A 23,929-nucleotide genomic window follows, 5' to 3' on the forward strand; every position below is an offset into this window, starting at 1 on the left:
TAAGGTGGAATCAAAACTCCAGCAGCGGTGCTTTAATGCCGCTGCTTTTTTTTGCCCGCCGTTCGTGAAAACCCTGCGAAATGTTTCTCTTAAGCCTTAGTCATTAGCAGAAGGATGATGTCGTGCTTATCGTAATAGGTTACCTGATAGTAGTTGGTGCAGTGTTAGGCGGTTATATGATGACCGGCGGTCACCTTGGGGCACTGTATCAACCCTCTGAACTGATTATTATCGGCGGGGCGGGTGTGGGTGCATTCATTGTGGGCAACAACGGCAAAGCCATCAAAGGCACAATGAAAGCGTTGCCGCTGCTGTTTCGCCGCTCTAAGTACACCAAAAGTATGTATATGGACCTGCTGGCGCTGCTCTATCGCCTGATGGCGAAATCACGTCAGCAGGGGATGTTCTCCCTCGAAAGAGATATTGAGAACCCGAAAGAGAGCGAGATTTTCGCCAGCTACCCGCGCATTCTGGCTGATGCCACCATGCTGGAGTTTATTGTCGATTATCTGCGTCTCATCATCAGCGGCAACATGAACACCTTCGAGATCGAAGCGCTGATGGATGAAGAGATCGAGACCCACGAGAGCGAGGCTGAAGTGCCTGCCAACGCCCTTGCGGCGATCGGCGATTCGCTTCCGGCATTCGGTATCGTTGCGGCGGTAATGGGCGTGGTTCACGCACTCGCTTCGGCGGATCGTCCGGCGGCAGAGCTGGGCGCACTGATTGCCCACGCGATGGTGGGGACGTTCCTCGGCATCCTGCTGGCGTACGGTTTTATCTCGCCGCTGGCAAGCGTGCTGCGCCAGAAAAGTGCGGAAACCGCCAAGATGATGCAGTGCGTGAAGATCACGCTGCTGTCGAACCTGAACGGTTATGCACCGCCGATCGCGGTCGAGTTTGGTCGTAAAACGCTTTACTCAAGCGAGCGTCCATCGTTTGTCGAGCTGGATGAGCACGTACGTGCTGTCCGCAACCCTAACCAACAGACGACAACCGAGGACGCATGAAAAATCAGGCCCATCCTATCGTCGTAGTTAAACGAAAAAAACATAAAGGCCATGGTGGCGGCGGTCATGGCTCGTGGAAAATCGCCTATGCCGACTTTATGACGGCGATGATGGCGTTCTTCCTGGTCATGTGGCTGATCTCCATCTCCAGCCCGAAAGAGTTGATTCAGATTGCGGAGTATTTCCGCACGCCGCTGGCAACAGCGGTCACCGGTGGGCCGCGTATTTCCAATAGCGACAGCCCCATTCCGGGCGGTGGCGATGACTACACACAGCAACAAGGCGAAGTGCAAAAACAGCCGAATATTGATGATTTGAAACGCCGCATGGAGCAGTCGCGCCTGAGCAAACTGCGCGGCGATCTGGACCAGCTGATCGAAGCGGATCCGAAACTGCGCGCACTGCGCCCGCATCTGAAGATCGATCTGGTACAGGAAGGGCTGCGCATTCAGATTATCGACAGCCAGAACCGGCCGATGTTTAAAACCGGCAGCGCCGAAGTCGAGCCTTACATGCGCGATATTTTACGGGCGATTGCCCCGGTGCTTAACGGCATCCCGAATAAAGTGAGTCTTTCCGGTCATACCGATGATGCCCCGTACGCCAACGGCGACAAAGGGTACAGCAACTGGGAGCTCTCAGCCGATCGTGCAAACTCATCGCGCCGCGAGTTGGTTGCCGGTGGGCTGGATGATGGCAAGGTAATGCGTGTTGTCGGCATGGCCGCCACCATGCGCTTGGTCAACCGCGGACCTGATGAAGCCATCAACCGCCGAATAAGTCTTTTGGTGCTCAACAAACAGGCAGAAGCGGCTATTCTGCATGAGAACGCCGAGAGTCAAAGTGCGCCAATAAGCGCCATTACACAGCCTGAGCCCGCAGAGCCGGCAGCCCCCGCGCCAGCACCTGCGTCTCCGGTAGCAGTTCCCACATCGCCACAAGCCAATCCGAGGTGATAGCGTGAGCATGGATATTAGTGATTTTTACCAGACATTCTTTGATGAGGCCGACGAACTGTTGGCCGATATGGAACAACATTTATTGGACCTGGTGCCGGAAGCACCTGATTCAGAACAGCTCAACGCCATCTTCCGCGCCGCTCACTCTATTAAAGGTGGTGCGGGAACGTTTGGCTTTACCATTCTGCAGGAAACCACGCACCTGATGGAGAACCTGCTGGATGAGGCACGGCGTGGCGAAATGCAGCTTAACACCGACATTATCAACCTGTTTTTGGAAACCAAAGATATTATGCAAGAACAGCTCGACGCCTATAAAAGCTCGCAAGAGCCGGATGCTGCCAGCTTCGAATATATCTGCAACGCTCTGCGCCAGCTGGCGCTGGAAGCGAAAGGCGAAGCCGCTCCGGCTGCCGGCAGTGCGAAGCTCTCTGTTGTTGAAAGCACCGCGCAGGCTGTCGACGCTGCCCCGGCTGCGGCGAACGACGGCAAATTGCGCGTCGTGCTTTCGCGCCTGAAGGAGAGCGAAGTTGCCCTGCTGGAAGAGGAGTTGGGTAACCTCGGTACGCTGAGCGATGTGGTCAAAGGCAGTAATAGCCTGAGCGCCACCATCGATGGCGGTCTCGGTGAAGATGACATTATTGCGGTGCTCTGCTTTGTCATCGAAGCGGATCAGATCGCCTTTGAGAAAGCCGCTGCGCCAGCCGCCGTTGACGCGGTTGCCGAAGCTGCTGCGCCAGAAGAAGAGGCCGAAGCCGCTGTTCCTGCCGTTCAGGCAGCTGCCGCACCGGCGCTGAAAGCCGTCGCCAAAGAGCCGCAGCCTGCTGGTCGTGAAAAACCGGCGCGCGCAGCCAGTGAGTCCACCAGCATCCGCGTAGCGGTAGAGAAGGTTGACCAGCTGATTAACCTGGTCGGCGAACTGGTGATCACTCAGTCAATGCTGGCCCAGCGCTCCAACGAGCTGGATCCGGTGACCCATGGCGATCTGATCACCAGCATGAGCCAGCTGCAGCGTAACGCCCGCGATCTGCAAGAGTCGGTAATGTCGATTCGTATGATGCCGATGGAGTATGTCTTCAGCCGCTTCCCGCGTCTGGTACGCGACCTGGCGACCAAGCTGGATAAACAGGTAGAACTGACCCTGCAGGGTAGCTCGACCGAACTCGATAAGAGCCTGATCGAACGTATTATCGATCCGTTAACGCACCTGGTGCGTAACAGCCTCGACCACGGTATCGAAACGCCGGAAAAACGCGTTGAAGCGGGCAAATCGCCGATTGGTAACCTGATCCTCTCCGCAGAGCATCAGGGCGGCAACATCTGCATCGAAGTGACCGATGATGGTGCCGGCCTTAACCGCGACCGTATCCTTGCCAAAGCGCTTTCTCAGGGCATGGCCGTGAGCGAAAGCATGACCGATGAAGAAGTTGGCATGCTGATCTTTGCTCCGGGCTTCTCTACCGCCGAGCAGGTGACAGACGTCTCTGGCCGCGGCGTGGGCATGGACGTGGTGAAACGTAACATCCAGGAGATGGGCGGCCACGTTGAGATCAAATCGAAGCAGGGCACCGGTACTACTATCCGTATCCTGCTGCCGCTAACGCTGGCGATCCTCGACGGCATGTCAGTGAAAGTGAATAACGAAGTCTTTATCCTGCCGCTCAACGCCGTCATGGAGTCGTTGCAGCCGCGCGAAGAAGATCTGCATCCGCTGGCGGGCGGCGAGCGCGTACTGGAAGTACGTGGCGAATACCTGCCGCTGGTTGAGTTGTGGAAAGTGTTTGACGTGGCCGGGGCAAAAACCGAAGCCACGCAGGGAATTGTTGTCATTCTGCAGAGCGCAGGTCGTCGCTATGCGCTGCTGGTCGATCAGCTGATTGGTCAGCACCAGGTGGTGGTGAAAAACCTGGAGAGCAACTATCGCAAAGTGCCGGGGATTTCTGCCGCCACCATCCTTGGTGATGGTAGCGTCGCGCTGATTGTGGACGTCTCAGCGCTGCAGGGATTGAATCGTGAACATCGTATGGCGCACACAGCCGCCTGATTTAGTTAAGAAGGTATAAAACATGACCGGTATGAGTAATGTAGCAAAACTGGCGGGCGAGCCATCAGGTCAGGAGTTCCTGGTCTTCACTTTGGGCGATGAAGAGTACGGCATCGATATTCTCAAAGTGCAGGAGATTCGTGGCTATGATCAGGTTACCCGCATCGCCAACACCCCTGATTTCATCAAGGGCGTCACCAACCTGCGCGGCGTGATCGTGCCCATCGTCGACCTGCGCGTGAAGTTCAGCCAGGGCGAAGTGGAATATAACGAAAACACCGTCGTGATCGTGCTGAATCTTGGTCAGCGTGTGGTCGGTATCGTGGTTGACGGCGTTTCTGATGTGCTGTCCCTCGCCTCGGATCAGATCCGTCCGGCACCGGAATTCGCCGTGACCCTGTCGACCGAATACCTGACCGGCCTCGGCGCGCTCGGCGACCGTATGCTGATCCTGGTAAACATCGAAAAACTGCTCAACAGCGACGAGATGGCGCTGCTGGACATCGCGGCAACCCACGTCGCGTAACGCACCCGGCGGGTGAAGCCTTTCACCCGCCCGTTTCTTCCTCTGCGCTCTCCACGCTCCACTTCAGTTACCCTTAAGTGACTATTTAACCTTTCTAACTGCATGATTTTGCGGTGATATCATATATGGTGATACTTATCACAAATTCAGACATATATTTGTTACATTTCCAGCGCTTTCACCCCGTTTTTGCCATTAACCCTCTGATGCAATTCATTAAAAATGCTTACCTGTCCGTTACATTTTATCGCCCGGATAAAGTGGTTGGTTTTCAGCGCCTCATCTAAATTTCAGTTAAACCGCTTTTTACGACTGATTTTATTGACTCTTTTCCGGCCGCCTCATTGATTGGGCAATGTGGCGCGCGCGGGATCGCTGGAGATGACACATGAACAGAAAACTTCTTTATGTACTGGCTGGCGGCGCGTTAATGGTGGCCGGACAAAGTGCCTGGGCGGTCACCAGTAGCGGGACGATTGGCGCAACATTGACCCTCACGAATGGGTGTCTGATTAACGGCTCGCCGAGCCAGAACGGTATCAACTTCGGTACCCTCGATTTTGGTACCCACCCGGCAACCTTCTCCCAGCTCACCACACAGCTGACCGGCGCCAACGGCGGCAACAGCTTCACGGTGCAGTGCACCACTACCGACTACACCGTGCAGGTCACCGGCAATACTAACTCCACCGCGCCGGGTAACGTCGTCGGTACACCGGGTACACCGGCCCGTTATCTGGTGAATACCGCCGATACCACCCGCGGCGTGGCATACAGTCTCTACAGTGATAGCGGCTTTAGTAACGTTATCGCCAACAACACCAATATTCCTCGTGCCTCTACGTCCGGCGGTGTTGATAACTACACCCTTTACGGCCGTATTACCGGCGGCGGCAACAGCGTCACCGTGGTGCCGGGTACCTACACCGACGTGATCAACGTGAGCGTCACGTACTAGTCCTCCGCCAATGAAAAGGGAGAGCGTGCGAGCCGCCCGCCAGGGTGGCCGGGCAGTGCTGCGCGCATTATCAGGAGGAGTGGTGCTGACCATGCTAGCGCAACCGGCTGCGCTGGCCGTCACCACACAGACTTTTACCGTCGGCGCAACGATTACGCCAGGTTGCGCCGTCGTCACCGGCAGCGGCGCGGCGCTCGGCACGCTCAATTTTGGCACCCGCTCGGGCGTTGAAAAAGGGCAGGTGACCAGCGCCTTTGTTCCTAATGCCTCCCTCTCACTGGGCTGCACGCCCGGCGTGGCGCTCAGTATGAGTATCAGCGGCGGCAACTACTATTCGACGGTGCGCAATATGCAGCGCAGCGGCGGCGTAGAGCGGGTGCCGTACCGCCTCTACACCAGCAGCACGCTGGCACCTAATACGGAAATCGGCGTCAACCAGCCGGTTCCGGTCACCATCACCGATAGCAATAACATTTCGCTCGCCATCTTTGGCGCAGCGCAGCTCACCGGCTTCAGTCCGGCGGGAACCTACAGCGATCAACTCACCGTGACATTGTCATGGTGATAAGGGAGAGGGAATGAATGTCAACCTGGGCCGCCGCGCGGCAGGATGTATGCTGGTGGGGGCGTTGACCCTTGCAGCGGGAAATGCGCAGGCCGCGGCCACCATTCTGATCTGGCCGATCGATCCCTGGCTGGATGCAACCACCAAGGCCACCGAGTTGTGGATCCAGAATCAGGGCGAAGCCCCTACTACCATGCAGGTGCGTATTGTCCGCTGGACGCAGGAGGGCGGGCTTGAGCGTTACCAGCAGCAGGGCGACGTGGTCGCCAGCCCACCGATTGTGCAGATCGCACCCGACAGCAAACAGCTGATCCGCCTGATTAAGCAGGCCGCGATCCCGGCCGGTAAAGAGCAGGCTTACCGCATTATTGTCGATGAGATCCCGCAGCCGGACGATCCGAACAAACCGAAGATTGGCCTCAAGCTACAGATGCGTTACTCCATTCCGCTATTTGTCTATGGGCAGGGGGTTAAGACGGAGGCCGAAGGGGCGCACCACGCCTTTGTACAACCGGCAAAATTACACTGGCGCGTGGTTCGTGAAGGCGGCCAGGCACTGCTGGAAGTGCGCAATGAGGATGATATCCACGTCCGGCTGAGCAAAGTGCGCGTGCGCCAGGGGGGACAGATGCGGCAGGTCGCCGACGGGCTGTTAGGGTATGTGCTGCCGCACAGTGCCCGGCGCTGGCCTCTGCCCGCCGGGGTGAGCAATCCATCGGCGCTGGAAGCATCGATTAACGCACGGGATGAGCAATGGCAGTCGTCAGCAGGAAACTGATTATTGCAGCCGCAATAATGTTACCCGGCGCAGCCGCATGGGGGCAGCCGGGAGATGATGGTTTACCCCCACCGCCGGATGCGCAGAGCATCAACCAGCAGGCGGAGTTTCACCTTGCGCTGGTGATCAACTACTACGATACCCGGCAAGTGGTGCCGGTAACGCGGCGGCTCAACGATTTTTTTCTTAAGCGTGCCGATCTGCTCCACGCCGGGCTGCCGCCGGATCATCTGCCCGAAGGTGAGGTGAATGTTTCTGCACTGCCCAACGTGCGCGTCGAGTATGACAGCGCCGGGCAGCGCCTGCTGCTGTTTGTCCCGCAGGAGTGGGTTCCGGCGCGTTATACCTCATTCAATGAAGGTGGCCGACGCAGCGAGCCAAAATATGGCCGCGGCGCGGTGCTCAACTACGACCTCTATACCAGCACCACCGAACACATTGGCAGCCAGGCGGCGTTATGGAATGAGTTTCGCTTCTTTACCGGCAATGCGGTCTTCTCCTCTACCGGCGCGCTGCGCCAGACGCTTAGCGGCTCGCTGCGTCAGCGGGAGGGCTACATGCGCTATGACACTTCGCTGATGTTTAATAACGAAGAGGATGCCACGCAGTGGGAAGTGGGGGATGTGATCTCGGAAGCCCTCAGCTGGAGCAGCAGCGTACGCGTCGGCGGGATCCGTTACGGGCGCGACTTTACCCTGCGCCCGGATCTCGTCACCTGGCCGCTGCCCTCCTTCTCCGGCGAAGCGGCGGTGCCAACTTCGGTTGACCTGTTTATTAACGGCTACCGCGCCGGTAACCGGCAGCTCCAGCCGGGGCCGTTTACCCTGACCAACATGCCCTATATCAACGGCGCGGGGGATGCGGTGCTGGTCACTACCGATGCCCTTGGGCGGCGCGTCAGCACCACGCTGCCGTTTTATGTCGCCAGCGAGCTGTTAAAGCCGGGGCTGAGCGACGGGGCGATCACCATCGGTTCGTTACGGCGCAACTACGGCATTGAAAATTTTGATTACGGCCCGCTGGTGGGCAGCGGCTCATACCGCCACGGCATCACGGACTGGTTAACGCTGGAGGGGCATGCCGAAGGGGCACAATCGCTGACGCTCGGCGGCGCGGGGGCAGTTGTGCGCCTGGGACGTCTCGGCGTGATGAACGGTGCCTGGACCGAGAGCCGCATGTTCGGCGATGCGGGCAACCAGCTCAACTGGGGTTACCAATACAACACCAGCCTGTTTAGCATCAACACCCAGCACAGCCGCCGCAACCGCGAGTTTGGCAACCTTGCGCTCTACGATCAGCGCGCCAGCTACGATGATATGCGCCAGAACGGGCGCTGGCCGGTTGCCAGCTACAGCCGCAATACCGACCAGTATTCGCTCTCCTTCAATATGGGCGATTATGGCAACATTGGCGCGGCGTGGATCGGCGTGCGCAGTTTTGACAACCAGAAAACCGAACTGCTGAATCTTTCGTGGAGCCGCAATCTGTGGGGCTCCAGCAGCATGAACCTCGCCGCCAGCCGCGATAACCAGCGCGGTGACTGGACCTTTGGCCTCTCGGTGCAGATCCCGATTGGCGAGCGTGACAGCGCCGCCGTCAGTATGGAGAGAACCCCGGATGCAGGCTCCACGCAGCGCGTAAACTACAGCCATGCGATGCCCACCGACGGCGGCCTGAGCTGGAATATGTCGCTGGCGCACCAGTCGCAGGCGAGAAGCTACCAGCAGGGCACGCTTGGCTGGCGCAATAACAACGTCGAATTGCAGGGCGGTGGCTATGGCGAACGCGGCAAGATGACCTGGTGGGGTGAAACGATTGGCGCGGTGGTGCTGATGGACGGTCAGCTGTTTGCCGCTAATCGCATCAATGATGCCTTCGCGGTGATCAGCACCGGCGGCCATGCTGGCGTGCCGGTTAACTATGAAAACCAGCCGGTAGGCGAAACGGATAAGAATGGCTACCTGCTGGTGAGCGGCGTGTCGGCTTACTATCCGGCGAGTTACAGCATCAACACCCTCAATCTTCCCGCCGATACCCAGCTTAAGAATACGGAGCGCAAAATCGCCCTGCGCCGCCAGAGCGGTTATCTGATTGAGTTCCCGATGGTGCAGGAGCGTGTCGCCAGCGTCATCCTCCATGATGAGCAGGGGCTGGCGCTCCCGGTCGGCAGCCAGGTGGAGCGCAGCGGTAAAGCGCCCGCGGTGGTGGGCTATGACGGTATTGCCTGGCTGGAGAATCTTGAGAACGTCAACCCGCTTCTGGTACGCCTGCCGGAAGGGGGGGAGTGTAAAACCGAATTCACCCTTAGCGCCAACCCCGAACATAAATTGCAGACCTACGGGCCGCTTACCTGCCAGAGGAATCCATAATGCGTCGGTTACTTTTCCTGTTTCTACTGCTCTGCGCGGCCCCGGCCTGGTCGGCCTGTACGGTCAGCACCGTCAATGGCGCGTTTGGTACCGTCACCTCATTTGTTCTCAACGCCGGGGCACAAACCACTACCGGCAGATTGCTGGTGCGCTGCGATACGATACTGAACCTGCTGACCAATGACTCCGTCACCTTAACCCTGACGGGGGCGACGGTGACGGCAACCAACCGGGCGGCAATGAAGCGCAGTGATAACGCTACTATCACCGATACCATCCCGGTGCGACTCTGCGGCCAGGCCAACTGCGCAAACAACAGTGAGATGACCATCGGTGGCAACAGCTACACCTGGAGCGGTGCGGCACTGCTTGAGCTGCTCGGCTCGCGCACCTATACCTTACCGCTCTACTTTATGACGGTGCCGGGGCAGCATGTCAGCGCCGGGCCCTACCAGGTGACGCTTAACTTTAGTGTCACCTATAACGTCTGTTCTGCGGGCGCGGTCGGGGTCTGTTTATCCTCGCAGCGGGGCACCGCGCTAACCAGCCTGCAATTAACCGGTACCATCACCAATGATTGCACCACCATCAGCGCGCCAAACGTCAATTTCGGCAGCGCGCCGCTGGTGCGAAATTTCCAAACCGTTTCGCAATCTGTCTCCATTACTTGCACCAAAGGGAGCAGTTACACTGTCGGAATTAATAACGGTCTCTACGCCAACGGCAGCGTGCGTAATATGGCGAGCGGCACCAATCGTCTCAGTTATGAGATTTATAAAGCCGGCACCACCAGCCGCTGGGGCAGTATCGGCGCGGAGCGCTGGGCCAGCGATGCTTCATCGCAGATGAGCGCCGATGGGCTGCTGCGCACCTACAACTACACCGCGCAGGTGCTGACCACGCAGACGACGCCGCCTGGCGGAACCTACAGCGATACCTTAACGGTGGATATTGTGTTTTAAGCGCAAATTTATTTCCTTTTCGCAAATGTAAAGTTCCCAGGCCGGATGCCGATAACACCGTTAATAACTCATCAATAAGGTGTTTGTTGCATGTTGAACCGTATCCGCGTCGTTACTCTGCTTATGAGTGTGCTGGTGGTCTTTGCCCTGTTACAGCTCGTCTCTGGTGGACTCTTTTTTTCGTCGCTCAAACAGAACCAGCAAAGTTTTGCGGTCTCCAACGATCTGCGTATGCAACAAACAGAGCTGGGCAAAGCCTGGGAGCTGATGCTGCAAACGCGTATCAACCTGAGCCGCTCCTCCGCGCGGATGTTGCTCGACCCGAACAACCAGCAGAGCAGCGCCAAGACCGACCTGCTTAACAGCGCGAAAGCGTCGCTGGCCGATGCTGCAAAACATTACGATGCCTTCCGCCAGCTGCCGACCATGCCGGAGATGGAGAGTGCGCGCCAGGCCCTTGATGAGAAATACCAGACTTACCACGCCGCCCTGAGCGAGCTGGTGCAGTTCCTCGAAAGCGGCAATATGAACAGCTTCCTCGCGCAGCCGACCCAGGGGATGCAAAACGCCCTCGGCGCGGCGATGAGCAACTATGCCACCCTGAGCGACAACCTCTATCGCAATGCCTGGGAGCAGAGCGTCAGCGACTACAACTTCGCCAAATGGCAGATGGCGATCCTCGCCCTCGCGCTGGTGATTGTGCTGGCTGGCGTCTGGTATGGCATCCGCCGTATTCTGCTCTCGCCGCTCTCCTCGGTGATTGCCCATATCCGTGAAATTGCTGGCGGTAATCTTGCCCACACGCTGCGCATTGATGGTCGCAGCGAGATGACCGAGCTGGCGCAGAGCGTTGACCATATGCAGACCGCGCTGATCGACACCGTCACCAACGTGCGTCAGGGGTCGGATGCGATCTACTCCGGCACCAGCGAAATCGCCGCCGGTAACAACGATCTCTCCTCGCGTACCGAAGAGCAGGCCTCTGCGCTGGAGCAAACCGCTGCCAGCATGGAAGAGCTGACCGCAACGGTGAAACAGAACGCCGAGAACGCCCGTCAGGCTTCGCTGCTGGCGCAGAGCGCCTCTGAAACCGCCGAGCGCGGCGGCAAAGTGGTCGATGGCGTGGTGAAAACCATGCATGAGATCGCCAACAGTTCGCAGAAAATTGCCGACATTATCAGCGTTATCGACGGCATTGCCTTCCAGACCAACATCCTCGCCCTTAACGCGGCGGTGGAGGCAGCGCGCGCCGGTGAGCAGGGTCGCGGCTTTGCGGTCGTTGCGGGCGAAGTGCGCAATCTGGCCAGCCGAAGTGCGAACGCCGCCAAAGAGATCAAATCTTTAATTGAAGATTCTGTCTCCCGTGTCGATACCGGTTCTGTACTGGTTGGAAGTGCAGGGGAGACGATGCTCGATATCGTCAACGCCGTAACGCGCGTCAATGACATCATGGGCGAGATTGCTTCGGCCTCCGATGAGCAGAGCCGCGGTATCGATCAGGTGGCGCTGGCCGTCTCCGAGATGGACCGCGTGACGCAGCAGAACGCCTCGCTGGTGCAGCAGTCCGCTGCCGCGGCGGCGGCGCTGGAGGAGCAGGCGAGCCGACTGACGCAAGCCGTCTCCGCCTTCCGTCTGACTGCGACAGTGGGCAAAGCGCAGGCCGCACTGCAACCGGCGATGAGCGCGACGCTCGCTCCGGCACGCAGCCGCGCTGTTGCCGCCGGAAAAGAAGAAAACTGGGAAACGTTTTAAGCAGGGTTGCAACGCCGGGCGGCCGCGCCCGGTAGCAGAATAAAGATGAAAAATATGTCACACCACAAAAGTGGCACCGCCAAAAGCCGTGCTCGTTGCATCCTGAACTGAGTTGAGAAGGCGCTATGACAACATCTATCCCTAACGGGCAAACGTCATCAATATTGCAGCAGATGACCCAGCGCCTGGCGCTCTCCGATGCGCATTTCCGTCGGATATGCCAATTGATTTACCAGCGCGCCGGGATCGTCCTTGCCGATCATAAACGCGACATGGTTTACAACCGCCTCGTTCGCCGCTTGCGCACGCTGGGGTTAGATGATTTTGGCCGCTACCTGAGCATGCTGGAAGCAAACCAGAACAGCGCCGAGTGGCAAGCGTTTATCAACTCGCTGACCACCAACCTCACCGCGTTTTTCCGCGAAGCGCACCACTTTCCGGTGCTGGCCGAGCATGCGCGTAAGCGTACCGGTGAGTATCGCATCTGGAGTGCGGCGGCCTCGACCGGTGAAGAGCCCTATTCGTTGGCGATTACCCTCGCCGATGCGCTGGGAATGGCACCTGGCCGCTTCAAAGTCTTTGCCAGCGATATCGACACCGAAGTGCTGGAGAAAGCACGCAGCGGGATCTACCGGCTCGATGAGCTGAAGACCCTGTCGCCGCAGCAGATGCAGCGCTACTTTATGCGCGGCACCGGGCCACACGCGGGTCTGGTGCGTGTACGCCAGGAGCTGGCGAACTATGTTGAGTTCACCACCCTCAACCTGCTGGATAAGCAGTACAACGTTCCGGGACCGTTTGACGCGATATTCTGCCGTAACGTGATGATTTATTTTGATAAAACGACGCAACAGGACATTCTGCATCGTTTCGCTCCGCTGCTTAAACCGGACGGATTACTGTTTGCCGGGCATTCGGAGAATTTCAGCAACCTCGTGCGTGAGTTTAGCCTGCGTGGGCAAACAGTTTATGCGCTGAGTAAGGATAAAGCATGAGTAAAATCAGGGTGTTGTCCGTCGATGATTCCGCATTGATGCGGCAAATCATGACCGAAATTATCAATAGCCACAGCGATATGGAGATGGTGGCAACCGCGCCGGATCCGCTAGTGGCGAGGGATTTGATTAAGAAATTCAATCCGGATGTTTTAACCCTGGACGTGGAAATGCCGCGCATGGATGGGCTGGATTTTCTTGAAAAACTGATGCGTCTGCGTCCGATGCCGGTGGTGATGGTCTCCTCGCTGACCGGTAAAGGTTCAGAAGTGACGCTGCGCGCGCTGGAGCTGGGGGCGATTGATTTCGTCACCAAACCGCAAATCGGCATTCGCGAAGGCATGCTTGCCTACAGCGAAATGATCGCTGAGAAAGTCCGCACCGCATCGCGCGCCCGTATCGCGGCGCACAAACCGATGCCGGCACCGGCAACGTTAAAAGCCGGTCCGCTGCTTAGCTCGGAAAAATTGTTGGTGATTGGCGCGTCAACGGGTGGAACAGAGGCAATTCGCCATGTACTCCAGCCATTGCCGCTCTCAAGTCCGGGTATTCTGATTACGCAGCACATGCCGCCGGGCTTTACCCGCTCGTTCGCTGAACGCCTGAATAAGCTCTGTCAGATCAGCGTGAAAGAGGCAGAAGACGGTGAACGTGTATTGCCAGGGCACGCGTATATTGCGCCCGGTGATAAGCATATGGAGCTGGCCCGCAGCGGAGCCAACTACCAGATTAAGATCCACGATGGCCCGCCGGTAAACCGGCACCGGCCATCGGTAGATGTGTTGTTTCATTCGGTGGCGAAACATGCGGGGCGCAACGCCGTGGGGGTTATTCTCACGGGTATGGGCAACGATGGTGCCGCCGGGATGTTAGCGATGCACCAGGCGGGCGCCTGGACCATCGCACAGAACGAAGCAAGTTGTGTGGTGTTCGGCATGCCGCGTGAGGCCATCAATATGGGTGGCGTCAGCGAAGTGGTCGATCTTAGCCAGGTAAGCCAGCAGATGCTGGCGAAAATCAGTGCCGGACAGGCAATACGTATTTAACGAGGAGTGAAGTTATATGGCGGACAAAGAGCTCAGATTTCTGGTTGTGGACGACTTTTCCACTATGCGTCGAATTGTGCGCAACCTGTTAAAAGAGCTGGGATTCAACAACGTCGAAGAAGCTGAAGACGGCGTTGATGCGCTCAATAAACTCCAGGCCGGTGGTTTTGGTTTCGTCATCTCTGACTGGAACATGCCAAACATGGACGGTCTGGAACTGCTTAAAACCATTCGTGCTGACAGCAACATGGCCTCAATGCCGGTGCTGATGGTCACGGCCGAAGCGAAAAAAGAGAACATCATTGCTGCAGCGCAGGCGGGTGCAAGCGGCTATGTGGTGAAACCGTTCACGGCGGCAACCCTCGAAGAGAAGCTTGGCAAGATCTTCGAGAAACTTGGCATGTGAGGACTGGACAAATGATGCAACCTTCAATTAAACCCACGGAAGAGCATTCACCCAGCGAGATCATTGCCCGCATTGGTAGCCTGACGCGTATGCTGCGCGACAGCCTGCGCGAACTGGGTCTTGACCAGGCGATTGCTGAAGCAGCGGAAGCGATTCCGGATGCCCGTGACCGTCTCGACTATGTGGTGCAGATGACCGCCCAGGCGGCAGAGCGCGCGCTGAACAGCGTTGAAGCCTCACAGCCGCACCAGGATGAGATGGAAAAAGGCTCGAAAGCGCTGACCAAACGTTGGGATGAGTGGTTTGAAAACCCGATCGAGCTGACGGATGCCCGTGAACTGGTTACTGACACGCGTCAGTTCCTCGCAGAAGTACCGGGTCACACCAGCTTTACCAACGCCCAACTGCTCGACATCATGATGGCGCAGGATTTCCAGGATCTGACCGGTCAGGTAATCAAGCGCATGATGGATGTTATCCAGGAGATTGAGCGCCAGCTGTTGATGGTGCTGCTGGAGAACATGCCGGAGCAGTCCGCGCGTCCGAAACGTGAAAACGACAGCCTGCTCAATGGCCCACAACTCGACGTAACAAAAGCGGGTGTTGTGGCAAGCCAGGATCAGGTGGACGATCTGCTGGACAGCCTCGGCTTCTGATTTCGCATCAGCCAAGGCTTTAAAAGCGGGAAGGGGAGAGCCTTCCCGCTTTTTCAAAATCGATCTATTTCCCCCCCTTTACGTGGCCTGCGCGTGAATCATTCCTGCCCAAAAGGCGAAAACCCCCTCTTTTTATGCCTTACTCCGCCCATTAGACCCGCTTGACTCTGGCAATATGACGTCACACCTGTAACCCCGGACGTTGAACGTGGCCTCTGAAGATAACGACGACAAAACAGAATCGCCCACCGCGCAACGATTGCAAAAAGCGCGTGAAGAGGGGCAGATCCCCCGATCCAAAGAGCTGACCTCGGTGCTGATTATGCTCGTCGGCGTCTGTATTCTCTGGTTTGGCGGCGCCTCGTTTGGTCATCGTCTCTCATCGGTGCTCTCATCCGGGTTACGTTTCGATCACAAGATTATTAGTGACCAGAACCTGATCCTCGGCCAAATAATCATCATGCTGAAGACGGCGCTGATCGGCATGTTGCCGCTGCTGGTTGGCGTGGTGATTATCGCGCTGGTCGCACCGGTAATGCTTGGCGGGCTGGTATTCAGCACCAAAACGCTGGCGTTTAAGTTCTCCAAGCTCAACCCGATTAGCGGCATTGGTCGTCTCTTTTCTGCTCAGGTTGGCGCAGAGTTGGTTAAAGCGTTGATGAAAGCCCTGCTGATGGGCGGGGTGGCCGGGCTGTTTCTCTGGCAGCACTGGCCAGAAATGATGCGCCTGATGAGCGAATCGCCGATGACGGCGATGGCCAGCGCCATGAACCTTGCCGGGCTGTGCGCGCTGCTGGTTTCGCTGAGCATCATCCCGATGGTCGGCTTCGACGTTTTCTGGCAGATCTACAGCCACCTGAAAAAATTACGTATGTCACGCCAGGATATTCGTGACGAATTTAAACAGAGCGAAGGCGACCCGCATGTTAAGGGGCGTATTCGCCAGATGCAGCGCTCTGCCGCCCGCCGTCGCATGATGGCGGACGTGCCAAAAGCGGATGTGATTGTCACTAACCCGACGCACTACTCCGTGGCATTGCAGTATGACGAGAACAAAATGAGCGCGCCGAAAGTGGTCGCCAAAGGCGCGGGTGCCGTGGCACTGCGTATTCGTGAAATTGGCACTGAAAACCGCGTGCCGATCCTCGAAGCACCGCCGCTGGCGCGTGCGCTCTATCGTCACGCTGAAATTGGTCAGCAAATCCCGGGCCAGCTCTATGCGGCAGTTGCCGAAGTGCTGGCGTGGGTATGGCAGTTGAAACGCTGGCGTCTGTCCGGCGGACAACGACCTGTTAAACCTGAGAATCTCCCGGTGCCAGAGGCGCTGGACTTTTTGAAAGAGAAGGACACTGATGGCTAATCTGGTGGCAATGCTGCGTCTGCCGAACAATTGGAAATCGACCCAGTGGCAAGTGCTCGCCGGGCCGGTGCTCATTTTGCTTATTTTGTCGATGATGGTGCTGCCGCTGCCGGCGTTTGTCCTCGACCTGCTGTTTACCTTTAACATTGCGCTGTCGATCATGGTGCTGCTGGTGGCAATGTTCACCCAGCGCACGCTTGAATTCGCCGCGTTCCCGACCATTCTGCTCTTCACTACGCTGTTGCGTCTGGCACTGAACGTCGCCTCTACCCGTATCATCCTGATGGAAGGGCATACCGGTGGCGCGGCGGCAGGTCGCGTGGTGGAAGCGTTCGGCCACTTCCTCGTCGGCGGTAACTTCGCCATCGGTATCGTGGTGTTTATCATCCTCGTGATCATCAACTTTATGGTTATCACCAAGGGTGCGGGGCGTATCGCCGAAGTGGGCGCGCGTTTCGTACTTGACGGGATGCCGGGTAAACAGATGGCGATTGATGCCGACCTTAACGCCGGGATTATCGGCGAAGATGAGGCCAAGCGTCGTCGTAGCGAAGTGACCCAGGAGGCGGATTTCTACGGCTCCATGGACGGTGCGAGTAAATTCGTGCGTGGTGATGCCGTCGCCGGGATTCTGATCATGGTGATCAACGTCATCGGCGGCCTGATGGTCGGTGTGATTCAGCACGGCATGTCGATGGGCGATGCGGGCTCAACTTATACCCTGCTGACTATCGGTGATGGCCTGGTCGCGCAGATCCCGGCGCTGGTGATCTCTACCGCTGCGGGCGTTATCGTAACCCGCGTCAGTACCGATCAGGACGTTGGCCAGCAGATGGTCGGCCAGCTCTTCAGCAACCCGCGCGTCATGATGCTGAGCGCCGGTGTACTCGGTCTGCTCGGCATGGTGCCGGGCATGCCAAACTTCGTCTTCTTACTCTTTACCGCCGCGCTGCTGGGGCTTGCCTGGTGGCTGCGTGGCAAAGAGCAGAAAGCGCCGCTGGACGCCGCGCCGGTGAAATTGCCGGAGAACACCCAGGCGGTGGAAGCGACCTGGAGCGATGTGCAGCTGGAAGATAACCTCGGGATGGAAGTGGGCTACCGCCTGATCCCGATGGTCGATTTCCAGCAGGACGGCGAACTGCTCGGACGTATCCGCAGTATTCGTAAGAAATTTGCGCAGGATATGGGCTTCCTGCCGCCGGTGGTGCATATCCGCGACAATATGGATCTGCCGCCTGCGCGCTACCGTATTCTGATGAAAGGTGTAGAAATTGGCAGCGGCGAAGCCTATCCGGGCCGCTGGCTGGCGATTAATCCAGGCACAGCGGCAGGTTCGCTGCCGGGCGAAGCGACCGTCGATCCGGCATTTGGCCTGGCGGCAATCTGGATTGAGAGCGCCCTGAAAGAGCAAGCGCAGATCCAGGGCTTTACCGTAGTGGAAGCGAGTACCGTGGTCGCGACCCACCTCAACCACCTGATTGGGCAGTACGCGCCGGAGCTGTTTGGCCGTCAGGAAGCGCAGCAGTTGCTCGACCGCGTCAGCCAGGAGATGCCGAAGCTGACCGAAGATCTGGTCCCGGGCGTAGTGACGCTGACGACGCTGCATAAAGTGCTGCAAAACCTGCTGGCAGAGCGCGTGCCGATCCGCGATATGCGCACCATTCTGGAAACGCTGGCCGAGCATGCACCGCTGCAAAACGATCCGCACGAACTCACCGCCGTGGTGCGCGTGGCACTGGGCCGCGCCATTACCCAGCAGTGGTTCCCGGGCACCGGTGAAGTGCAGGTGATTGGTCTTGATACGCCGCTTGAGCGCCTGTTATTACAAGCCCTGCAGGGCGGTGGCGGCCTTGAGCCGGGTCTGGCGGATCGTCTGCTGGAACAAACCCAGGAAGCGCTCTCCCGCCAGGAGATGCTCGGCGCGCCGCCGGTGCTGCTGGTCAACCATGCGCTGCGTCCGCTGCTGGCCCGCTTCCTGCGCCGCAGCCTGCCGCAGCTGGTGGTGCTGTCGAATATGGAGATGTCCGACAACCGCAGCATCCGCATGACCGCGACCATCGGAGGCAAATAATGCGTAAGCTCGCTTTGCTGCTTTTGACACTGCCGATGCTGGCGCACGCCATGGGTGAGGGTACCTGGCAGGCGAGCAGTATCGGCATCACGCTCGCCAACCGTGGCGTAGTTGCCTCCTCATCACAGCTCGGCCCGACTGAGCCGGTTAGCGGGCTGATGACCGATGTCTCCTGGCGTTACGAGCTGAATGGCCCGACGCCCGCCGGTCTGATTGTGCGCCTCTGTTCCCAGGCGCGCTGCGTTGCGCTGGATGGACAGAGCGGCACTACCCGTGCGTTTAACGGTGTACCGGCGCTTGAGCCGCTGCGCTATGTCTGGGAAGTGCCGGGAGGTGGGCGCTTATGGCCCGCGCTGACGGTGCGCAGCAACCAGGTTATCGTTAACTATCGCCGTCCTCCGGCGCAGCCCTGAGCTGTAAACTCAATTAGTTAGCTCAATTTTTTACCGACAATCCCGCCGTTCGCGCGGGATTTTGCTATCCGCCCCGCAATTTTGACCTCTCCTTTTGATGCAAGAGAAACGCTGTTTTATAAATCAGTGAAGCGAGTATTGGCACTCTTTGCATTTTTGCCAGATGACGCATGTTGATGGCAGAAACAGAAAGGTTTCCCCTTGCGCATCCCCTTACTTTAGCCGTGTAAGAAATTCCTTTGACTCAGCCGGATCGTCAAAGGTCCCCCAAAATGAACAGGGTTGACGGCAATGAAAACACAAAAAATTGGACTGGCTAATTACCTGGCCTACGGGTCGGGCGATTTTCTGGGTGCAGGCACGACGGCGCTTACCGCCGCATGGTTACTCTACTTCTACACCACCTTTTGCGGCCTGACGCCGATTGAAGCGACCTTTATTTTCGCCGCCGCGAGGGTGCTGGATGCGGTGGTCAGCCCGCTGATGGGCTTCCTCACCGATAACTTCGGCTCGACCCGCTTAGGCAAGCGCTTTGGTCGGCGCAAGTTCTTTATTCTGCTCGGTATTCCCTGCGTATTTAGCTACTCAATCATGTGGGTAGGGGATATGAGTTTCTGGTACTACCTGCTCACCTATCTGCTGTTTGACGTGGTCTACACCATGATCCTTGTGCCCTATGAAACGCTGGTGCCGGAGATGACCGATGATTTCAAACAGAAAACCAAATTCTCCGGTGCGCGCATCTCTATGGCGCAGATGTCGGCGATCCTCGCCTCGTTCCTGCCGGGCGTGCTGCTGACGCACTTTGGTAAAGACAACGCCGTCTCCTTCTTCTATGCCAGCCTGGTCTTCTCGGTGCTGTGCGCCATTATGCTCACTTTTGTCTGGATCTTTACCTGGGAGCGCCCGCGTGAAGAGTGGACAGAAGCGGCGCTGCGCGCTGAAGAGGAGAAGAAGAGTTTGACGCTCGGGCAGAGCCTGCGCCGCCTGGTGGTGGAACTGAGCTCGACGCTGCGTATTAAGATTTTCCGCCAGCACCTTGGCATGTATCTCGGCGGCTATATCGCCCAGGATGTCTTTAACGCTGTCTTCACCTACTACGTGGTGTTTGTGCTGATGCAGGAGGCGTCATTAGCCTCGAACCTGCTCGGCACGATGGCGATTTTCCAGTTCATCGCGGTGATCGCCATGATCCCGCTCTGCATCCGCTTCGGACCGGCACCCTCCTACCGCATGGTGGTGGTGCTGTTTGGCCTCAGTGCGATCTCTTACGCAGTGCTCTACTACGCGGGCTTAAGCGATGTCTACTCGCTGCTCCTGCTGATCTCCGCCGTGGCGGGTCTGGGACGCGGCGGCATCAACTATGTGCCATGGAATACCTACACCTATATTGCCGATATCGATGAAGTGGTCACCGGCCAGCGCCGCGAGGGGATCTTCGCCGGGATCATGACGCTGACGCGTAAAGCGTCTCAGGCAGGTGCGGTGATGCTGGTTGGCATCGTGATGCAGGCCTCCGGTTTTGTCTCCGGGCAGAAAACCCAGTTGCCGGAAGTGAGCCACACCATTTTGATGGTTATGTGTTTCGGCACCGTCGCCGTGCTCTGCTGTGGTTTCCTCGTCTCCCTGCGCTTTAAGCTCAACCTGAAAACCCACAGCGTGCTGCGTGCAGAGACGGCAAAAATGCGCCAGAACGGCCGCGCGATGCCGGAGAACATTACGCCAGAGGCGCGTGAAACGGTCGAGATGCTGGCGGGGATGCCGTATGAGTCCCTGTGGGGTAATAACAACATTGGTTTCCTGAATCGCAATAAACCGGCTGCGCCCACGCTGGAAGAGGCGCATCTGAAATCGACTTATAACTGAGGTTAATACTATGAAGGTTTGGCCTGTCAAACAGAGCCCGTTACTGCGTCAGCCAGAGCGTTTTATCGCCCGTGATGAACTGAAAGCGTTGATCCGCAAGGTGACGCACAATCTCGTCAACATTCACGATGATAGCGGCGAATTTTTACTCCGTCTCGACGATGGTCGTGTGATTGACACTAAAGGCTGGGCCGGATGGGAGTGGACGCACGGTGTCGGGCTGTATGGGATGTATCAGTATTATCGTCAGACCGGCGATGAGTACATTCTTGGCGTGATTGATAGCTGGTTTGCCGATCGCTTTGCCGAAGGGGCAACCACTAAAAACGTCAATACTATGGCGCCGTTCCTGACGCTGGCGTACCGCTATGAAGAGACGCGCAACCCGGCCTTTCTTCCCTGGCTGGAGAGCTGGGCCGAGTGGGCGATGAGTGAGATGCCGCGCACCGATCACGGCGGCATGCAGCACATCACGCTGGCGGAAGAGAATCACCAGCAGATGTGGGACGACACGCTGATGATGACGGTGCTGCCGCTGGCGAAGATCGGCAAATTGCTCAATAAGCCGGAGTATGTGGAAGAGGCGATCTACCAGTTCCTGCTGCATGTGCAAAACCTGATGGATCGCGAAACGGGGCTGTGGTTCCACGGCTGGAACTACGAGGGGATGCACAACTTCGCGAAAGCGCGCTGGGCGCGGGGCAACAGCTGGCTGACAATTGTGATCCCCGATTTTCTCGAGCTGGTGGATCTGCCGGAGAATAACGCCGTGCGCCGTTATCTGGTGCAGGTGCTGAATGCGCAGATAGCGGCGTTGGCGAAATGCCAGCATCAGAGCGGGCTGTGGCATACGCTGCTGGACGATCCCGACTCCTATCTTGAGGCCTCCGCCACCGCCGGGTTTGCCTATGGCATATTGAAGGCGCTGCGCAAGCGGTATATCAGCGCCGATTACGCGCCGGTCGCCGAGCGGGCGGTGAAAGCGATAGTCGAAAATATCTCACCGGAAGGGGAGTTGTTGCAGGTCTCATTCGGTACAGGGATGGGCAGCAATCTTGAGTTTTATCGCCAGATCCCGTTAACCTCCATGCCCTACGGTCAGGCGATGGCGATGCTCTGTTTGACCGAGTATCTGCGCAAATATTTTTGAGTGCATTGCAAAAGAAAACCCCGGCTTGCCGGGGTTTTTTATTTGGAATGTATGGCTCGCCTCATTGCCTGATGGCGCTTCGCTTATCAGGCCTACGGGCTATGAGGTCTGAAAGATCGCGTAGGCCGGATAAGGCGCAGCCGCCATCCGGCGTTGAGGTACATAGCTGGCATCATTGCCTGATGGCGCTTTGCTTATCAGGCCTACGGGCTATGAGGTCTGAAAGATCGCGTAGGCCGGATAAGGCGCAGCCGTCATCCGGCAATTACATACGCTCGACGGTTTCGATGCCCAGCGTCTCCAGACCCAGCTTCAGGGTTTTCGACGTCAGCAGCGCCAGCTTCAGGCGGCTCAGGCGGATCTCATCGCTTTCAGCGGTGAGGATCGGGCAGTGCTCGTAAAAGCCGGAGAAGAGGCCAGCGACATCGTAAAGGTAGGCACACATCACGTGCGGCGTACCTTCACGGGCAACCACGCTCAGGGTCTCTTCAAACTGCAGCAGACGCGCGGCCAGCTGCGCTTCACGCTCTTCGCGGATCGCAACCTGCGCGTTTTCCAGCACCTGCTCTTCAATGCCCGCTTTGCGGAACACCGACAGCACGCGGGTATAGGCGTACTGCATATACGGCGCGGTGTTACCCTCAAACGCCAGCATATTGTCCCAGTCGAAGACGTAATCGGTGGTGCGGTTTTTCGACAGGTCGGCATATTTCACTGCGCCAATACCAACCGCATTCGCCAGCTTCTCCAGCTCATCCGCTGGCATCTCCGGGTTCTTCTCCGCCACCAGGCGACGGGCGCGCTCCAGCGCTTCGTCCAGCAGATCGGAGAGTTTCACCGTCCCGCCTGCGCGGGTTTTAAACGGCTTGCCATCTTTGCCCAGCATCATGCCGAACATGTGGTGCTCCAGCGGCACCGACTCCGGCACATAGCCCGCTTTACGCACAATGGTCCACGCCTGCATCAGATGCTGGTGCTGGCGGGAGTCGATGTAATACAGCACGCGATCGGCATGCAGGGTTTCATAACGGTATTTGGCGCAGGCGATATCCGTGGTGGTGTAGAGGTAGCCGCCATCCTTCTTCTGGATGATGACGCCCATCGGTTCGCCCTCTTTGTTTTTGTATTCGTCGAGGAAGACCACGGTGGCACCTTCGCTCTCAACCGCCAGCCCTTTGGCTTTCAGATCGGCGACGATACCCGGCAGCATCGAGTTGTAGAGGCTTTCACCCATCACATCTTTGCGCGTCAGGGTAACGTTCAGGCGCTCATAGGCCTGCTGGTTCTGGCTCATGGTGATATCGACCAGCTTGCGCCACATTTCGCGGCAGTACTCATCGCCACCCTGCAGCTTAACCACGTAGCTGCGCGCGCGCTCGGCAAAGGCGGCATCTTCGTCGTAGTGCTTTTTCGCTTCGCGGTAGAAACCTTCCAGATCCGCCAGCGCCATTTCGCCTGCGTTCTCCTGCTGCTTAAGCTCAAGGAAGGCGATCAGCATGCCGAACTGGGTGCCCCAGTCGCCGACATGATTTGCGCGGATCACATTGTGACCGAGGAACTCAAGAGTGCGCACCGCGGCGTCGCCGATGATAGTGGAGCGCAGGTGGCCGACGTGCATCTCTTTCGCCACGTTCGGCGCGGAGTAGTCCACGACAATGGTTTGCGGCTGCGGAACAGAGACCCCAAGGCGATCGGATTTCAGCGCCTGGTCAACGTTTTCAGCGAGGAACTCCGGCGCCAGGAAGATATTGATAAAGCCAGGACCAGCGATCTCCACTTTGTGGGCGATGCCGTCGAGGGAGAGGTGAGTCAGAACTTGCTCAGCGAGTTGTCGCGGGGCCATACCCAGTTTTTTGGCAACTGCCATCACGCCGTTAGCCTGATAGTCGCCAAACTGAACTTTTGCTGACTGCCGCACCTGCGCTTCGCACTCTGCGGGGGCGCCTGCCGCAATCATGGCCTGACTGACTTTTTCTGAGAGAAGTGCCTGAATATTCACCGGGATACCTTACATTTGCGACGCCGCGAAAGAGGGCGGCGTCC

The 23,929-nt window shown here is 57.7% G+C and carries 20 protein-coding genes; 19 read left to right on the forward strand and 1 reads right to left on the reverse strand.

Annotation, left to right across the window (positions count from 1 at the left end):
• Positions 1-122 precede the first annotated feature (122 nt).
• From motA to EH164_RS09350, 19 genes are all read left to right on the forward strand, one after another.
• Positions 123-1,010 (forward strand): flagellar motor stator protein MotA, encoded by an 888-nt coding sequence (motA, locus tag EH164_RS09260; RefSeq protein ID WP_034813190.1) that lies wholly within the window; start codon positions 123-125, stop codon positions 1,008-1,010.
• The gene (gene motB / locus EH164_RS09265) at positions 1,007-1,966 is read left to right on the forward strand and encodes a flagellar motor protein MotB (protein ID WP_023480067.1); all 960 of its coding nucleotides are present in this window, start codon (positions 1,007-1,009) and stop codon (positions 1,964-1,966) included. Before motA ends, motB begins: the two co-directional genes overlap by 4 nt.
• 10 nt (positions 1,967-1,976) lie before the next feature.
• Positions 1,977-4,013: a chemotaxis protein CheA gene (gene cheA, locus EH164_RS09270; protein ID WP_241175044.1), complete on the forward strand. Its 2,037-nt coding sequence runs from the start codon at positions 1,977-1,979 to the stop codon at positions 4,011-4,013.
• 22 nt (positions 4,014-4,035) lie between these two features.
• Complete coding sequence (gene cheW / locus EH164_RS09275; RefSeq protein ID WP_023480148.1) at positions 4,036-4,539, forward strand: chemotaxis protein CheW; 504 nt, start codon at positions 4,036-4,038, stop codon at positions 4,537-4,539.
• A gap of 388 nt (positions 4,540-4,927) precedes the next feature.
• Positions 4,928-5,497, forward strand: coding sequence for a spore coat protein U domain-containing protein (locus tag EH164_RS09280; protein WP_094420761.1), 570 nt, complete (start codon positions 4,928-4,930; stop codon positions 5,495-5,497).
• Positions 5,498-5,588: 91 nt separating this feature from the next.
• Positions 5,589-6,062, forward strand: coding sequence for a spore coat U domain-containing protein (locus EH164_RS09285; RefSeq protein ID WP_050019360.1), 474 nt, complete (start codon positions 5,589-5,591; stop codon positions 6,060-6,062).
• A gap of 49 nt (positions 6,063-6,111) precedes the next feature.
• On the forward strand, positions 6,112-6,840 hold the full coding sequence (locus EH164_RS09290) for a molecular chaperone (RefSeq protein ID WP_370277268.1): 729 nt from the start codon (positions 6,112-6,114) through the stop codon (positions 6,838-6,840).
• Entirely contained in the window at positions 6,816-9,209 is a 2,394-nt protein-coding gene (locus EH164_RS09295; RefSeq protein ID WP_124968033.1) for a fimbria/pilus outer membrane usher protein, read from the forward strand. Before EH164_RS09290 ends, EH164_RS09295 begins: the two co-directional genes overlap by 25 nt.
• Entirely contained in the window at positions 9,209-10,171 is a 963-nt protein-coding gene (locus EH164_RS09300) for a spore coat U domain-containing protein (protein ID WP_124968034.1), read from the forward strand. The genes EH164_RS09295 and EH164_RS09300 overlap by 1 nt, the downstream gene beginning before the upstream one ends.
• Before the next feature lie 90 nt (positions 10,172-10,261).
• On the forward strand, positions 10,262-11,923 hold the full coding sequence (gene tar, locus EH164_RS09305; protein WP_124968035.1) for a methyl-accepting chemotaxis protein II: 1,662 nt from the start codon (positions 10,262-10,264) through the stop codon (positions 11,921-11,923).
• Positions 11,924-12,048: 125 nt separating this feature from the next.
• Positions 12,049-12,918 carry a protein-glutamate O-methyltransferase CheR gene (cheR, locus tag EH164_RS09310; protein WP_023480021.1) on the forward strand — a complete coding sequence of 290 codons (870 nt, stop codon included), beginning with the start codon at positions 12,049-12,051 and terminating at the stop codon, positions 12,916-12,918.
• Positions 12,915-13,964 carry a chemotaxis response regulator protein-glutamate methylesterase gene (locus EH164_RS09315; protein ID WP_023480154.1) on the forward strand — a complete coding sequence of 350 codons (1,050 nt, stop codon included), beginning with the start codon at positions 12,915-12,917 and terminating at the stop codon, positions 13,962-13,964. The genes cheR and EH164_RS09315 overlap by 4 nt, the downstream gene beginning before the upstream one ends.
• 16 nt (positions 13,965-13,980) lie before the next feature.
• Positions 13,981-14,370, forward strand: a complete 390-nt coding sequence (gene cheY, locus EH164_RS09320; RefSeq protein ID WP_023480048.1) for a chemotaxis response regulator CheY — start codon at positions 13,981-13,983, stop codon at positions 14,368-14,370.
• An 11-nt stretch (positions 14,371-14,381) separates the two neighbouring features.
• Positions 14,382-15,026 (forward strand): protein phosphatase CheZ, encoded by a 645-nt coding sequence (gene cheZ, locus EH164_RS09325; RefSeq protein WP_054803260.1) that lies wholly within the window; start codon positions 14,382-14,384, stop codon positions 15,024-15,026.
• 208 nt (positions 15,027-15,234) lie between these two features.
• Positions 15,235-16,386 (forward strand): flagellar biosynthesis protein FlhB, encoded by a 1,152-nt coding sequence (gene flhB, locus EH164_RS09330; protein ID WP_124968036.1) that lies wholly within the window; start codon positions 15,235-15,237, stop codon positions 16,384-16,386.
• Positions 16,379-18,457: a flagellar biosynthesis protein FlhA gene (gene flhA / locus EH164_RS09335; RefSeq protein WP_124968037.1), complete on the forward strand. Its 2,079-nt coding sequence runs from the start codon at positions 16,379-16,381 to the stop codon at positions 18,455-18,457. Before flhB ends, flhA begins: the two co-directional genes overlap by 8 nt.
• Positions 18,457-18,870, forward strand: coding sequence for a flagellar protein FlhE (locus EH164_RS09340; protein ID WP_023480170.1), 414 nt, complete (start codon positions 18,457-18,459; stop codon positions 18,868-18,870). The genes flhA and EH164_RS09340 overlap by 1 nt, the downstream gene beginning before the upstream one ends.
• A 291-nt stretch (positions 18,871-19,161) precedes the next feature.
• Positions 19,162-20,736, forward strand: a complete 1,575-nt coding sequence (locus EH164_RS09345; protein WP_076770063.1) for an MFS transporter — start codon at positions 19,162-19,164, stop codon at positions 20,734-20,736.
• Positions 20,737-20,746: 10 nt separating this feature from the next.
• On the forward strand, positions 20,747-21,886 hold the full coding sequence (locus tag EH164_RS09350) for a glycoside hydrolase family 105 protein (protein WP_124968038.1): 1,140 nt from the start codon (positions 20,747-20,749) through the stop codon (positions 21,884-21,886).
• 265 nt (positions 21,887-22,151) lie between these two features.
• Here EH164_RS09350 and argS read toward each other — a convergent pair whose 3' ends face one another.
• The gene (argS, locus tag EH164_RS09355; protein ID WP_124968039.1) at positions 22,152-23,885 is read right to left on the reverse strand and encodes an arginine--tRNA ligase; all 1,734 of its coding nucleotides are present in this window, start codon (positions 23,883-23,885) and stop codon (positions 22,152-22,154) included.
• Positions 23,886-23,929: the final 44 nt, after the last annotated feature.

Origin of the sequence: Kosakonia sp. CCTCC M2018092 (assembly GCF_003864115.1) — a bacterium.
Taxonomy (GTDB): domain Bacteria; phylum Pseudomonadota; class Gammaproteobacteria; order Enterobacterales; family Enterobacteriaceae; genus Kosakonia; species Kosakonia cowanii.